At 70.4% G+C, this 13,700-nt stretch carries 14 protein-coding genes; 7 read left to right on the top strand and 7 right to left on the bottom strand.

What is annotated here, in order from left to right:
* Nucleotides 1–453 (top strand): flavodoxin family protein, encoded by a 453-nt coding sequence (locus tag ACTOWY_RS20245; protein ID WP_441311203.1) that lies wholly within the window; start codon nt 1–3, stop codon nt 451–453.
* Here the strand turns inward: ACTOWY_RS20245 and ACTOWY_RS20240 are convergent.
* Nucleotides 450–1,412, bottom strand: a complete 963-nt coding sequence (locus ACTOWY_RS20240) for a GlxA family transcriptional regulator (protein ID WP_441311202.1) — start codon at nt 1,410–1,412, stop codon at nt 450–452. The two genes, ACTOWY_RS20245 and ACTOWY_RS20240, sit on opposite strands and share 4 nt — an antisense overlap.
* Nucleotides 1,413–1,525: 113 nt before the next feature.
* On the opposite strand from ACTOWY_RS20240, the gene ACTOWY_RS20235 reads away from it, so the two are divergent.
* Both ACTOWY_RS20235 and ACTOWY_RS20230 read left to right on the top strand, forming a co-directional pair.
* Nucleotides 1,526–2,164, top strand: a complete 639-nt coding sequence (locus tag ACTOWY_RS20235) for an HD domain-containing protein (protein WP_441311201.1) — start codon at nt 1,526–1,528, stop codon at nt 2,162–2,164.
* A gap of 136 nt (nt 2,165–2,300) precedes the next feature.
* Nucleotides 2,301–3,392: a winged helix DNA-binding domain-containing protein gene (locus tag ACTOWY_RS20230; protein ID WP_441311200.1), complete on the top strand. Its 1,092-nt coding sequence runs from the start codon at nt 2,301–2,303 to the stop codon at nt 3,390–3,392.
* Between the two features lie 4 nt (nt 3,393–3,396).
* On the opposite strand, the gene menC is transcribed toward ACTOWY_RS20230, so the two are convergent.
* From menC to ACTOWY_RS20200, 6 genes are all read right to left on the bottom strand, one after another.
* Complete coding sequence (gene menC, locus ACTOWY_RS20225; protein ID WP_441311199.1) at nt 3,397–4,506, bottom strand: o-succinylbenzoate synthase; 1,110 nt, start codon at nt 4,504–4,506, stop codon at nt 3,397–3,399.
* Nucleotides 4,503–5,354 carry a GNAT family N-acetyltransferase gene (locus tag ACTOWY_RS20220; protein ID WP_441311198.1) on the bottom strand — a complete coding sequence of 284 codons (852 nt, stop codon included), beginning with the start codon at nt 5,352–5,354 and terminating at the stop codon, nt 4,503–4,505. The genes menC and ACTOWY_RS20220 overlap by 4 nt, the downstream gene beginning before the upstream one ends.
* The gene (locus ACTOWY_RS20215) at nt 5,351–6,439 is read right to left on the bottom strand and encodes a M20 family metallopeptidase (RefSeq protein ID WP_441311279.1); all 1,089 of its coding nucleotides are present in this window, start codon (nt 6,437–6,439) and stop codon (nt 5,351–5,353) included. Before ACTOWY_RS20215 ends, ACTOWY_RS20220 begins: the two co-directional genes overlap by 4 nt.
* 123 nt (nt 6,440–6,562) lie before the next feature.
* Nucleotides 6,563–7,939: a serine hydrolase domain-containing protein gene (locus ACTOWY_RS20210; protein ID WP_441311197.1), complete on the bottom strand. Its 1,377-nt coding sequence runs from the start codon at nt 7,937–7,939 to the stop codon at nt 6,563–6,565.
* A 171-nt stretch (nt 7,940–8,110) separates the two neighbouring features.
* Entirely contained in the window at nt 8,111–8,713 is a 603-nt protein-coding gene (locus ACTOWY_RS20205; RefSeq protein ID WP_441311196.1) for a class I SAM-dependent methyltransferase, read from the bottom strand.
* A 10-nt stretch (nt 8,714–8,723) separates the two neighbouring features.
* Entirely contained in the window at nt 8,724–10,256 is a 1,533-nt protein-coding gene (locus ACTOWY_RS20200; protein WP_441311195.1) for an MFS transporter, read from the bottom strand.
* A gap of 491 nt (nt 10,257–10,747) precedes the next feature.
* Here ACTOWY_RS20200 and ACTOWY_RS20195 point away from each other — a divergent pair, with 491 nt between their 5' ends.
* The 4 genes from ACTOWY_RS20195 (at nt 10,748) to ACTOWY_RS20180 (ending at nt 13,700) form a co-directional block, all read left to right on the top strand.
* The gene (locus ACTOWY_RS20195; protein ID WP_441311194.1) at nt 10,748–11,605 is read left to right on the top strand and encodes a S1 family peptidase; all 858 of its coding nucleotides are present in this window, start codon (nt 10,748–10,750) and stop codon (nt 11,603–11,605) included.
* Nucleotides 11,602–12,465 carry a S1 family peptidase gene (locus ACTOWY_RS20190; protein WP_441311192.1) on the top strand — a complete coding sequence of 288 codons (864 nt, stop codon included), beginning with the start codon at nt 11,602–11,604 and terminating at the stop codon, nt 12,463–12,465. Before ACTOWY_RS20195 ends, ACTOWY_RS20190 begins: the two co-directional genes overlap by 4 nt.
* Before the next feature lie 99 nt (nt 12,466–12,564).
* On the top strand, nt 12,565–13,101 hold the full coding sequence (locus ACTOWY_RS20185; protein WP_441311191.1) for a hypothetical protein: 537 nt from the start codon (nt 12,565–12,567) through the stop codon (nt 13,099–13,101).
* Nucleotides 13,098–13,700, top strand: coding sequence for a DUF3558 domain-containing protein (locus tag ACTOWY_RS20180; RefSeq protein ID WP_441311190.1), 603 nt, complete (start codon nt 13,098–13,100; stop codon nt 13,698–13,700). The genes ACTOWY_RS20185 and ACTOWY_RS20180 overlap by 4 nt, the downstream gene beginning before the upstream one ends.

The raw sequence follows: 13,700 nt of genomic DNA, 5'->3' as shown, positions 1-13,700 counted from the left end.
ATGCCGACCCTGCTGATCGTCCACCACACCCCCTCCCCGGCCACCCAGGCGATGCTGGAGGCGGTGGTCTCCGGCGCGTCCACCGAGGACCTGGAAGGCATCGACGTGCAGGTCCGCCCGGCTTTGACCGCCTCGCCGGTGGACGTGCTGACCGCGGACGGCTACCTGCTGGGCACGCCGGCGAACATCGGTTACATGAGCGGCGCGCTCAAGCATTTCCTCGACACCGTCTACTACCCCTGCCTCTCGGCGACCATCGGCCGGCCTTATGGCCTTTATGTGCATGGCAATGAAGGTGTGGAGGGCGCGGTGCGCGCGGTGGAGTCCATCGCGACCGGCCTGAAGTGGCGTAAGGCGTTCCCACCGGTGACCGTGCTGGGTCAGCCGGGCAAGGACGATCTGGAGTCCTGCTGGGAACTGGGCGCGACCGTGGCCGCGAGCCTGCTCGACTAGTGTCGCCGGAACCGGGCCCGGTAGCTGCCCGGGGTCACGCCGGTCTCCCGGTGGAAGGCCCGCCGCAACGTCTCCGCCGAACCGAACCCGGCCCGTCGCGCGACCAGGTCCAGGTGGTCCGCGGTGTTCTCCAGGTGGTGCCGGGCCGCCTCGACCCGCACCCGCTCCACGTAGTGCGCCGGGGTGGTGTCCAGTTCCTCCCGGAAAAGCCGGGTGAGGTGCCGTCCGCTCATCCCCGCCCTGGCGGCCAGCCCGGCCAGGGAATGCTCGCCTGCCGGATCGGCGACCACGGTGTCCAGCAGCCGCCGCAGGCCCTCGGTGCGCGGGCGGCCGGCTCGTTCGCGCGCGCTGAACTGGGATTGCCCGCCCGGCCGTTGCAGGAACACCACCAGGTACTTGGCCACCTGGCGCGCGGTGTCCACGCCGAGGTCCTCCTCGACCAGGGACAGCGCCAGATCGATGCCGGAGGTGACCCCGGCCGAGGTGATCACCGGCCCGTCCCGGACGAAGATCGCGTCCGCGTCGACCGCCACGGCCGGGAAGCGCCGGGACAGCGCGTCGGCGAGGTCCCAGTGCGTGGTGACCCGCCTGCCGTCCAGGAGTCCGGCCGCGGCCAGCACGAACGCGCCGCCGCAGACCGAGGCGGTGCGCTCGGCCTGGGCGGAGAGGCGCCGGATGTGCCCGAGGAAGTCCTCGTCGCTGATGGTGCGCGCCCAGTCCGGGCCGCCCGGCACCAGCAGGGTGGCGCCGTGCGCGTCGGCGGCGGCCAGGTCCAGGTCGGCGCCGAGCCGGGAGGCGGTGTTGGCCCGGATGTCCGCGCCGCCGGGCGAGGCCAGCAGCAGCCGGTAGTTCGCGCCGTGTTCGTTGGCCACCGCGAACACTTCCAGGGGGCCGGTGACATCGAGCAGGCGGACGCCGTCGTAGAGCACGACGAGCACGGTGCGGGGCGGGGCTGGCACGCCCACAGTATGTCCGGATCCGAGGGGTTCGCGTCCAGATCGCCTATCCCACCGCACCCGTCCGAATGACAGCCTGAAGTGGTCGGATTCCTTCCAGCACAACGGAGAACACCGTGCCCGCCACCCTGCACGAGGTCACCGTCCCGGACAGCGCGCTGGCCACCGAGGCCACCGAACTCGTCCGCGACCTCACCGACGAGCTGCTCTACCACCACTCCCGCCGGGTCTACTACTTCGGCGCGCTGCGCGGGCGGCATCGCGGCCTGACCGTGGACCCGGAACTGCTCTACGTGGGCGCGATGTTCCACGACCTCGGCCTCACCCCCCGGCACGCGCGGTCGACGCAGCGGTTCGAGATCGACGGCGCGGACGACGCGGCCGAGTTCCTGCGCCGCCACGGCCTGCCCGAGCAGGCGGTGACCATGGTGTGGACCGCGATCGCGCTGCACACCACCCCGGAGATCCCGCACCACCTGGCCCCGGAGATCGCGCTGGTGCTCGCGGGGGTGGAGGTCGACGTGATGGGCCTGGCCTTCGACGAGATGACCAATGCCGATCGGGCGGCGGTGGTGGCCGAGCATCCGCGACCGGACTTCAAACGCCGTATTCTGGAAGCGTTCCACCGTGGACTGGCGCACCGGCAGGCCACCACCTTCGGCAATATCAAGGCCGACGTGGAGGCCCGCTTCGATCCCACCTTCGTCCGGATCGACTTCACCGAGGGCGTGCTCGCCTCGCCGTGGCCGGAATGAGCCGGGCATGAGCGTTGCCCGAGTGGACAACCGACGACCGGACGGGCCAGCGGACTACTCATCAAACGGGTAACATCCTCGGGTTCTTGCCCGGTTTGTCCCCGATGCCAGCCGGGAACGTGATGAGCTGGCCGGTATGGACATCGTGACCCGTGGCCGGCTCAACCGGGCGACGCTCGCGCGTCAGCACCTCCTGAGCAGGGACCAGGTCTCCGCGGTCGATCTCATCGAGCGACTGTGCGGGATCCAGGCTCAGGAGGCCAGACCGCCGTTCGTGGCGCTGTGGACGCGCATCGCCGGTTTTGCCAAACCGGACCTGCACACCGCCTTGCATGAGCGCACGATCGTCCGGGCCACGCTGCTGCGCGGCACCCTGCACCTGATGAGCGCGGCCGACTTCCTCCGGTTCCGGCACACCCTGCAGCCGATGCTGACCGCCTCGCTGCGGGTGCTGGGTTCCCGGGCCAACGGCCTGGACCTGGACCGGTTGCTGCCCACCGCGCGGGCGATCCTGGCCACCGCGCCGCGCACCTTCACCGAGCTGCGCCCGCTGCTGCAGGAGGCGTTCCCTGCGGTGAATGACCGGGCGCTGGGCTACGCGGTGCGCACCCAGCTGCCGCTGGTGATGCGGCCGACCCAGGACCGCTGGTCCTTCCCGACCGTGGCCGCCTTCACCCTGGCCGACGAATGGCTGCCCGAACCACTGTCCACTGTGGACGCGACCGATCAGCTCGCGCTGCGGTACCTGGGCGCGTTCGGCCCGGCTTCCGCGCAGGACTTCCAGACCTGGTCCGGGCTGGGCGAGGGCAAGCAGATCATGGAGCGACTGCGGCACAAGCTGGAGGTCTTCCAGGACGAGTCCGGGCGTGAGCTGTTCGACCTGCCCGAGGCCCCGCGCCCGGAGGAGGACGTGCCCGCGCCGGTGCGCTACCTGCCCGAGTTCGACAACCTGGTGCTGGCGCACAGCGACCGCACCCGGGTGCTCGCCGACAACCACCGGGGCGAGGTGGTGACGAAGAACCTCCGGGTGCGGGCCACCTTCCTGGTGGACGGCTATGTGCGTGGGGTGTGGGAGACCGTCCGCAAGAAGGACAAGGCGATCCTGACCCTGCGGCCGTTCCTGCCGCTGCCCCGCCCGGTGCTGGACGACCTGGTCGAGGAGGGCGAGGCGTTGCTGCGTTTCCAGGAGCCGGACGCGGGCACGGTCGAGGTGACCGTCGCGCCCTGACCGCTCAGGGGTTCTTGATCCAGGTGGTCTCGGTGGTGAACTCGGCCAGGGGGCCTGCCAGCGGGGTGAGGCCGATGCCCGGTTCGGTCGGCACCGCCAGATGGCCATCGACCAGGTCGAACGGCTCGGTGAGGTCGGTGCGGTAGTAGCGGTGCGAGGCCGAGGTGTCCCCGGGCAGCGTGCAGCCGGGCAGCGCGGCGAAGGCCACGTTGGCGGCGCGGCCGATGCCGGTCTCCAGCATGCCGCCGCACCAGGCCGCCACCCCGTGTGCCTGGCACAGGTCGTGGATGCGCCGGGATTCCAGGTAGCCGCCGACCCGGCCGGGTTTGATGTTGATCACGGAGCAGGCGCCGAGGGTGATGGCGTCCGCGGCGGCCTGGGCGGAGGTGATGGACTCGTCCAGGCAGATCGGGGTGCGCAGCCGGGTGGCGAGTTGGGCGTGCTGGCGCAGATCCTCCTCGCCAAGGGGCTGTTCGATCAGCAGCAGGCCGAAGTTGTCCAATGTGGACAGATGGCGGGCGTCGGCGAGGGTGTAGGCGGTGTTGGCGTCCACCTGGAGCAGCAGCTCGTCACCGAAGCGTTCGCGCACCGCGGCCACCGGGGCGACATCCCAGCCGGGTTCGATCTTGAGCTTGATCCGCAGGTAGCCCTCGGCGAGATAGCCCTCGACCGCGTCCAGGAGTTCCGGGATGGAGTCCATGATGCCGACCGAGACCCCGGAGGGGACGCGGGTCTTGGTGGCGCCGAGGTGGCGAGCGAGGGAAACGCCGCGGGCCCGCAGTTCGGCGTCCAGCACGGCGGTTTCCAGTGCCGCCTTGGCCATCCGGTGGCCCTTGAAGCGATGCAGGGCCGGACCGACCTGGTTCGCGTCGACCTCGTCCAGGCCCAGGATCGTGGGCAGGAACCAGGTGGTCAGCACCTGCTCGGCCCCGGCCAGGTATTCCGGGGAGTAGACGGGTTCGGCCAGTGCCACGCATTCGGCCCAGCCCTCGGCCTCGGGGGTGACCACCCGGAGCAGCAGCAGCTCGCGGTGGGTCTCGGTGCCGAAGGAGGTGCGGAACGGGCTCACCAGCGGCAGCCGCAGCCTGCGCAGCTCGACTCCGGTGATCTTCATGCGAGGTCCTTCCTGGACACGACGTAGGAACCGCTGCGGAGGAAGCCGGTCACGGCGGCGCCGCGCTCCAGCAGGTCGCCGAGGCTGTCGCGGACGGCGAAGCGCCATTCGGCGGCGAGCCCGGAGTCCTTGCCGCGCAAGGACTCCACATCGGCTGGCACCGCGACGAGCACGGTCTCCGCGTCCGTCTCCCGCCGCACCGGGCGACCGTCCACATCGGACAGCAGCGGCTGTGCCCTGGTGGTGTCGGGGGTGCGGCCGCGCCCGGCGCAGGCGGCGGCGACGGCGGGTTCGGCCAGCCGCCAGGCGACCATGATCCGGTCACTGGGCCCGGAATCGTTGATGGCATCGGTCATCGGGCCGTAGAAGTCGGGCAGGTACTCCGCGGGCAGCGCGGCCAATTTGGCCAGGTTGAAGAAGGCGTTGCGGCGCACCAGGGGGTCGAAGGTCCAGGTGATCGTGTCCAGGCCGCGGACCAGGGCCCAGGCCCGCTGGTGCAGTTTGAGGGCGTAGCCGACCGAGCGCCCCTGGGCCTGGCCGGACACCCCGGCGATGTGCGAGTGCAGGGTGCGCCCGATCGGCGCGGAGAGGAATCCGGCGCTGGCCCCGACGAGCTGGTCCGCGCTGAACGCGCCCGCGACGTAGCCACCGGCGTGTTCGAGCACCCGCATCAGCTCGACGGTCATCGGCTCGCCGCCGGGTTTGGCCCGCCAGATGTCCTGGAAGAGCTGGAAGGTGCGTTGCAGGTCGGCGAGTTCGGCCAGTTCGGCGATCTCGACGCCCGCGGCGTGCGCGGCGGCCATGGCGTCCCGCCGCGCGGTCTCCAGCACGGCGTCGTCGGTGATCATCGCGGCGCCCGCACATCCTGGACCAGGGCGGCGAGCAGGGCGGCGCGCTGCGGGATGCAGGCGGTGAGCACGTGCTCGTGCTCGGCGTGCGCGCCGCCGCCGACCGCGCCGAGCCCGTCCAGGGTGGGCACGCCGATGCCCGCGGTGAAGTTGCCGTCCGACGCCCCGCCGACCGCGGCCGAGGTCAGCGGCGGCAACCCGAGTTCGGCGCCGAGTCGCACGGCGCGCGCGTAGAGGTCGGCCGAGAGACGGGCCTCCATCGGCGGCCGGTTCGGGGTGCCGTCCGGTTCGAGCTTGATCCCGGGCAGCACCGGGGTGAGCGCGCGGATGGCGGCGTCCACGCGCTGCTGTTCGGCGATGGTGCGGGCGCGCACGTCCACGTGCACGATCGCCTCGGCCGGCACGGTGTTGGTGGTGGTGCCGGCCGACAGCACGGTGGGCACCACGGTGGTGCCCAGTTCCGGGTCGCCGAGCGCGGCGATAGCGAGTACCTGGTGGGCCAGTTCGATACCCGCGTTGATCCCGAGTTCGGGCTCCAGTCCGGCGTGCGCGGCCCGCCCGGTGATGGCCACCTGGTACTTGCCCGCGCCCTTGCGCTCGGTCTTGATCGCGCCGTCGTTGGCGCTGGCCTCCAGCACGAACACCGCGGCGCGCTCCCGCGCGGTCTCCTCGATCAGCCCGCGGGAGCTGAACGAGCCCAGCTCCTCATCCCCGGTGATCAGCACGGCCACGCCGTCCAGGGAGGGCAGCCAGGACAGCGCGTGGAAGGCCTGGACCAGGCCGGTCTTCATGTCGAAGCAGCCGGGCCCGCGCAGCACGCCGTCGGTGACCGAGAACGGGATGCGGGCCAGGGTGCCGAGCGGCCACACCGTGTCGTGGTGGGCCAGCACCAGCACCTCCGGCCGCTCGCCGAAGACCCAGCGCAGATGCGTGACCCCGTCCCGCACCAGCCGTTCCGGCGCCGCCCCCAGCAGCCGGGCGCCCAGCTCGCCGACCAGGTCCGCGGACCTGGCCACCGCGGCCAGATCCGCCGAGGGCGACTCACAGCTCACCACCTCGCCGATGTCCTCGAGCAGGGCGGGCAGGGCCGAGTTCGCACGCTGGAGCAGTTCGGAGGTCACCCGGACAGTCTGCGAGATGACGGCCCGGGATTCCTCATCCGGCCCGACGAGTTGCGGCCCGTTTTTCGTCCGACCGGACAAACCGGGTCAGACCGGCACCTCGATCCGCGCCGCGGCCCGGCTGTTGTGCAGGAACCGCGCGGGCTGCCCCGGCTCGCCAATGGGCACCAGCACCATGTGCGCGGCGCCCAGCTGCGGTTCCTTGGTGATCAGCGAGTCGGCGGTGTAGCCGACCAGCTCCACCGGGGCGCTCTCCGGGATCAGCAGCTTGGCCTCCTCGGTGACCGGGACGATCGTCATCCAGAACCGCCCGTCCGCATCGGCGGTGATCTCGTAGCGGCCCATGATCGCGTCGTAGTGCCCCACCACCCGGCTCGCCTGCACCGCGATCGGTTCAACCGGCGGCACCGCCGCCGCGGGCAGAGCGGCTCCACCCAGCTCGGCGATCAACGGCACCACCAGATCGTGGTACAGCGACAGCGGATCCCCGCCATTGGTGAGCAACGTGACGGCCACCCCCGCCGCCGGCACCACCCGCAGGAAAGCGTGCTGACCGATGGTGCCGCCGTCATGCCCGGCAACCAGATTGCCCGCACCCTGCCACAGCCCCCAGCCGAGCCCGTAGTGACTGGGCAGCATGCCCACATCAGGCACCGAGACCTCCGCCGCCAGCATCGCCGAAACACTGTCCGCCCCCAGCACTCCCGCCCGCCCACCCTCGAGGTAGACCCTGGCGAACTCCAGCAGATCCGCCGCCCGCATGCTCAGCAACGACCCCGCGGGCGCCGAGGAGGCGGCGAGGGACCACATCGGCGCCGGCACCGGCGGATCACCAGGCAGATGCCCCAGCGCGGCCCGGTGGCGGATGGCCTCCCCCGCGTCGGTGGCCGTGTGGGTGAGCCCCAGCGGCGCGATCAGGTGATCCCGCAGCGCCTGGTTGAAAGCCTTCCCCCGCAACACTTCCACCAGCCGGCCAAGCACCACGTACCCGGCGTTGTTGTAGGAGAACCGCTCCCCCGCCGGGAAGAGCTGCCCCGCATCACCCAGCGTCCCCACGAACTTCTCGATCGCATCCGCCCCGATCCCGGTGTCCCGGAACAGATCCCCGGCGAACCCGGCGGTGTGGTTGAGCAACTGCCGCGTGGTGACCGCGGCCGCCACCGCCTCCTCCGCCAGCACCAGCTCCGGCAGGTACCCCCGCACCGGCCGATCCAGCTCCAGCAACCCCTCCTCCACCAGCTGCATCACCAGCGTCGCGGTCCACAACTTGGTGATCGACCCAATCTGGAACACCGCGTCCGTCGTGGCCGCCACCCCCGTCCCCAGATTGACCACCCCCGCGGCCGCCGCGGCAACCTCCCCTTCCACCAGCACCGCGACCTGCGCGCCCGGCACCCCATGCCGCACAACCAACTCCGGCAACAGCTCCTGAAGCCGGCCCCGCACCTCGTCACAACGGCTCATACCCCCACCTTACCGTACTAAGTACGCCAAGATGGGTGCGAGTGTTGGCCGTTGTCGTACGCCACGTTGGCCGTTATGGACGGGCCACGCGGTGGGTGTCGCGGGCAGGCGGGCGAAGCCTGGCAGCCGGGCGGTTGCGGACTTCCCGGCCTGCCATGACGGCCGATCACCTCACGCGGCGGCCTTGCGGTAGGCCAGGCGCAGGTTCTGCGGGCCCTTGCTGGAGTTCTCCCTGGTCAGCAGGGTGTCGATGAGGGTCTGCACGGGCTTGCGCCGCTTGTGCAGGATCACCGGCCGCCAGACGAAGGCGACGAACTGGCCGCCGGGACGCAGCACCCGGACCGCCTCGCGCACCGCTTCGAGGGGGTCGGGCACTTCTTCCAGGCTGTAGGTGAAGAAGATGGTGTCCACGCTGTCATCGGCGAAGGGTAGCTTGCACCCGTCCCCGGCCACCAGGACCAGTTCCGCGCCGGGCTGACCGGCGTGCTTGTCGGCCAGCTTCTTCTGCGCGCCCGCGGCCGGGTCCAGCCCGATCAGCCGGTTGTCCGCGCCCAGGTGGTCGCGCAGCGCGGTGGTGAAGAAGCCGCCGCCGCTGCCGATCTCCACGGTGGTGCCGCCTGGCTTGCGCTGCACCCATTTGCCGACATCCCGGCTGGGCAGGTCCCAGCCCAGCACGAACCGCAGCACGGGGTGGCTGATCAGCCGGTACAGCACGGCGGGGGTGCGCCAGCCCTTGCGGACCTGGACGTCGGATTCGGTGGCAGTGGGGGTCACAGCTTCTCTCTCAGTCGTGTCCGACGGACTTGATGACCTGCCGGGGCAGGAGACGGGAGGCGACGATGGCGGCCAGGGTGAGCACCACGGCGGCGATCACCAGGGTCACCGTGAGCCCGTCCACGAAGGCCTGCCGGGCGGCGGCCAGCAGCGCCTCACCGGCCGGTCCGCCGAGTTCGCGACCGGCCCGGTCGGCCTCGGACATGGACTGCCTGGCCACGTCCAGCACCCCGCCGGGCACGCCGGGCACGGCGCCAAGGTGCGCGGTGTAGACGGCGGTCATCACGCTGCCGACGATGGCGGTGCCCAGCCCGGTGCCCAGTTCGTACCCGGTCTCCTCCACCGCGGCGGCCGCGCCTGCCTGCGCAGGCGGCGCGGAGGCCAGCAGCGCGTCGGAGGAGGCGGTGAACGCGGCGGAGACACCGAGGCCGACGCCGAGCAGGCAGGGCACCAGCAGCCACGGGTGGTCCGTGGTGTCCAGCCAGAACCCGGCGGGCACCAGCGCGAGCGCGGTGATGGTGAAGCCGCCCGCGGTGACCACGCTGGTGGAGAAGCGTTGCAGCAGCGGCGCGGCGAGCAGGCCACCGGCGATGGCCGCGAGCATGGCGGGCATCAGCCGCACCCCGGCGTCCAGGGGCCCGAGTTGCAGCACGTATTGCAGGTACTGGGAGAAGGTGAGGCCGAGTCCGGCCAGTGAACTCATCACCAGGACCACGCAGGCCACCGCGGTGCTGAAGGTGGCGTTGCGGAACATCCGCATGTCCAGCAACGGCTTGGTCATGGAGAGCTGCCTGCGCACGAACCAGACCAGCATGAGCACGCCGCCGATGCCGGTGGCCAGCGCGATCGGGTCGAGCACGCCGTGGTGCCCTGCCTGCTTGATGCCGTAGGCGATGCCGAGCACGCCGAGCGCGGAGAGCACCGCGGAGAGGATGTCCCAGCGGCCCTTGTCCGGGTCGGCCGACTCGGGCACCAGCCACAGCGCCAGCGGGATGGTGATCAGCATGACCGGCACGTTGATCAGGAAGGCCGCGTGCCAGCTGAAGAACTCCACCAGCACCCCGCCCAGCAGCGGGCCGAGCGCCGCGCCGGAGGCGGCGACCGCGCTCCACACGCCGATGGCGAACTGGCGTTCCTTGCGGTCGGGGAAGATGTGCCGCAGCACGGACAGGGTGGCCGGCATGATCATCGCGCCGCCGATGCCGAGCCCGGCGCGGGCGGCGATCAGCATGCCGGTGGTGGTGGCCATCGCGGCCGCGATCGAGGCGGCGCCGAAGACCAGGTAGCCGAACATCAGGATGCGGCGGCGCCCGTACCTATCGCCCAGGGTGCCGAAGGCGATCAGCAGCGGCGCGGCCAGCAGCGAGTAGATGTCGATGATCCAGAGCAGCCCGACCGGGCCGGGTTTGAGATCGGCCGCGAGCGAGGGGACCGCGGTGTGCAGCACGGTGGCGTCCACCGCGACCAGCAGCAGGCTCACCGACAACACGGTGAGCACGGCCCAGCGCCGACGCGAGACGACCGCCGAGGGTGCGGTGTCCATCGGGTCTTCCTCCCCTGCTCGCCACCGGGGACACTCCCCCGGCGCGGCACCGACCCTAACCGAGCTTCAGCCAGGCTTCAGGTCTGCCCCGTACTTGGAAAACTTACGTTGAACCAACGCGTGACGCGGCACGGTAGTTCCAGAAGAGACAGTAAGGTGTCATTCAACGGCTCAGCAGCGAGCTTTCGTCGAGCGGACGACTGACGAAGGTCGGGTCAACCCCATCGTTTGCCCGGACACAGCCGTGCTCATCCAGTTCAGACGCGCGACCCCCGCCCCGGGTTGGCCGAACTGAAAGTGACCTGGATCACCGGCCGTTTGGCCCACTCCGATCGTAGCCCCAGCTCCGGCCGATCGTCTGATGTGGCCTGATCAGCGCTGCGCATAGCGTCGCGGGCACCCCGTAGCCGATCTTCGGGTGGCGGGGGTCTGCACACCTTCCTGCCAGCACAGAGACAAAAGGGGCACTCATGCTTGGTAGACGTCTCCTCATGGCCGTGTTGGCCGCGACACTCGGCGTGGTGGCCACCGCCGGCGTGTCCGCGGCGGCGCCGCCGAACAACCCCGGCGACCCGGGCGCGCTGGTCGTCGGCGGCACCCCGGTGCCGGATGGCAAGTACCCGTTCATGGCCACGCTGCAGGACGCCCGGTTCGGGCCGACCGCCTATGACCGGCACAACTGCGGGGGCACCCTGGTCGGGCCGCGGGTCGTGCTGACCGCGGCGCACTGCGTGTCCTTCTACACCCCGGAGACCATCGCGAACCTCTCGGTGATCGTCGGGCGCACGCAGCTGTCGATGAGCCAGGGTGAGGAGCGCAAGGTGCGCTTCGCCCAGGTGCACCCCAAGTACCAGGCCGATGGCAGCTTCGACATCGCGCTGCTCTCCCTCGACCAGCCGGTCACCACGATCAAGCCGGTCTCGCTGGTCACCCCCGGCACGGACGCGCTGGAGCGTCCCGGCCGCATCGTCACCGGCATCGGCTGGGGCAACACCGAGGCGCAGACCGGTTTCCCCGGCGGCGGCGTGATCAACTACCCGGACCGCCTGCAGGAGGTCGACGTCCCGCTGATCTCCAACGACGAGTGCGCGGTCTCCTACCCGGACACTTCTGACCGGGACCTGTGCGCCGGCAAGTCGGGCAAGGACACCTGCCAGGGCGACTCGGGCGGCCCGCTGTTCGTCTCCCTGCCCAGCCGCAACACCTTCATCCAGATCGGCGTGGTCAGCCGCGGTCGTGGCTGCGCGGCGCTGGGCTTCCCCGGCGTGTACGCCAAGCTGTCGCACCCGGAAATCGGCGGCTGGATCCAGAACCCGAGCACCCTCGCGTCGTTGGAGGCAGCCCAGTGAACCGTGGCAAGCGACTTCTGTTCGCGGCGATGACCGCCGCACTGGGCCTTGGCCTGCTGACGGGGACCTCCGCCGCGTCCCCGTCCGGCCCGCCGCCCGGTGACCCTGGCGCGCTCGTCGTCGGTGGCACCCCGGTGCCCAACGGCAAGTACCCGTTCATGGCCACCATGCAGGACGCCCGGCGCGGCCCGACCGCGTACAACCGGCACCGCTGTGGCGGTTCGCTGGTGGGCCCCCGGGTGGTGCTGACCGCCGCGCACTGCGTGGAGGGCTACACCACCGAGACCATCAAGAACGTCTCGGTGATCGTGGGCCGCACCCAGCTCTCGGCCACCCAGGGTGAGGAGCGCGCGGTCGCGGGCTTCGAGATCCACGACAAGTACGCCGCCGACGGCAGCTACGACGTGGCGCTGCTGTTCCTGACCACCCCGATCACCACCATCAAGCCGATCCAGCTGGTCACCCCGGGCACCGACGCGCTGGAGCGTCCCGGCCGCCTGGTCACCGGCATCGGCTGGGGCAACATGGAGGCCCAGCCGGGCTTCCCCGGCGGTGGCGTGGTGAACCGGCCGGACCGCCTCCAGGAGGTGGACGTGCCGATCGTGTCCAACGACGAGTGCGCGGTGTCCTACCCGGACACCTCCGACCGCGACCTGTGCGCGGGCCGGACCGGCAAGGACACCTGCCAGGGCGACTCGGGCGGCCCGCTGTTCGTCTCGCTGCCCAGCCGCAACACCTTCATCCAGGTCGGCGTGGTCAGCCGCGGCCAGGGCTGCGCGGCCATCGGCTACCCGGGCGTGTACGCCAAGCTGTCCAACGTGGAGATCGGCGAGTACATCTCGCCCAGAGCACGTTCCTGATTCAACTAACGGCAATTGACGCTCCGCCAGTGCAATTCACTGGCGGAGCGTTACTTTTTCCTGAGTAGTACTACTCCTTTTGAGGGATCCTGCCTTTGAGTGGATCCGTTTTCTTTCCCGATCCGTCCATGGTTACGATGCCTGGGGGATGGAAAAAGCCAGCTGCGGCCGACAATCGCCGCGCTGACAGGGGAGGACAGCGAGATGGCGGATCCGGACGAGCACCTGCTCACGCCCAGCCAACGCAAGCTGCTTGACCAGCAGAAACGGGAGAACCCGAACCCGCGACCAGTCGACGTCCAGGGCTCACTGAGCCAGGTCGGCACCTACCGCATCGACCCAGCGCACGCAGGCAAGTCCCTGGACAAGTTGAGGGAAGCCCTCCGCGAGGTCCGAGCCATCGGCGAGGCCGCCCGTAAGCTTCAACAGCTCGACCCGCCGTACAACGACCCGTACAGCAAGGCCGCGGTGAAGGCGATCATCCAGCGGGCCAGCGACGAGCAAGGCTGCCACGGCAAGGCCAACAGGGACCTGGAGCAGACGCTCGACAATATGATCCAGAACATCGAGGCGATGGTGCGCGAGCACGAGAACGCCGAGGGCAAGAACAAGGGCATCGGAGGACACCGCTCGTGACCCGCACAGTCCAGCTCGCCGCGATCATCTCACTGAGCACGCTGGTGCTGGCCAGCTGCGGCGGTGGCACTCCCGATCCGGCCCAGACGACCAGTGCTCCGACCAGCACCAGCAAGCAGAGCCTGGCCCCACCGATCAACAACCCGATCTCCGCCGACGCATTCAAGGACCGGCCCTGCGACCTGCTCACCCCCGCGCAACGGGCGTCCGTCGGTGCGACCTTCCCCCCGAAGGCTGACGACTCCGTCCTCGGGCCAGCCTGCGTCTGGGACGCCAAGAACGTAAGCGAGGACACTCGCGTCTCCGCGACCCTCTACACCAAGCCCGAAGCCATCAAGTGGGAACGGTTCTTCGAGGAGCGAGAGCGCAACCCGTTCTTCGAGCCCGCCGGTGAGCTGGCCGGCACCCCGGCCGTGCACACCAACGACGAGAAACGCGTCGACCGCGGCGGCTGCACCACCCATCTGGGCCTGCGCAAGGACCTCATGATGGATGTGTCCGTAAACCTCCCATCGAGGTCCCCGGACTACAAGACGCCGTGTGTGGTCTCGGACCGGATGGCGACGCTCATCATTCAGAACATCAAGGCGGGGGGCTGA

Origin of the sequence: Crossiella sp. CA198 (genome assembly GCF_052078295.1) — a bacterium.
GTDB lineage: Bacteria > Actinomycetota > Actinomycetes > Mycobacteriales > Pseudonocardiaceae > Crossiella.
This window is presented reverse-complemented; position numbering and strand designations above follow the sequence as displayed.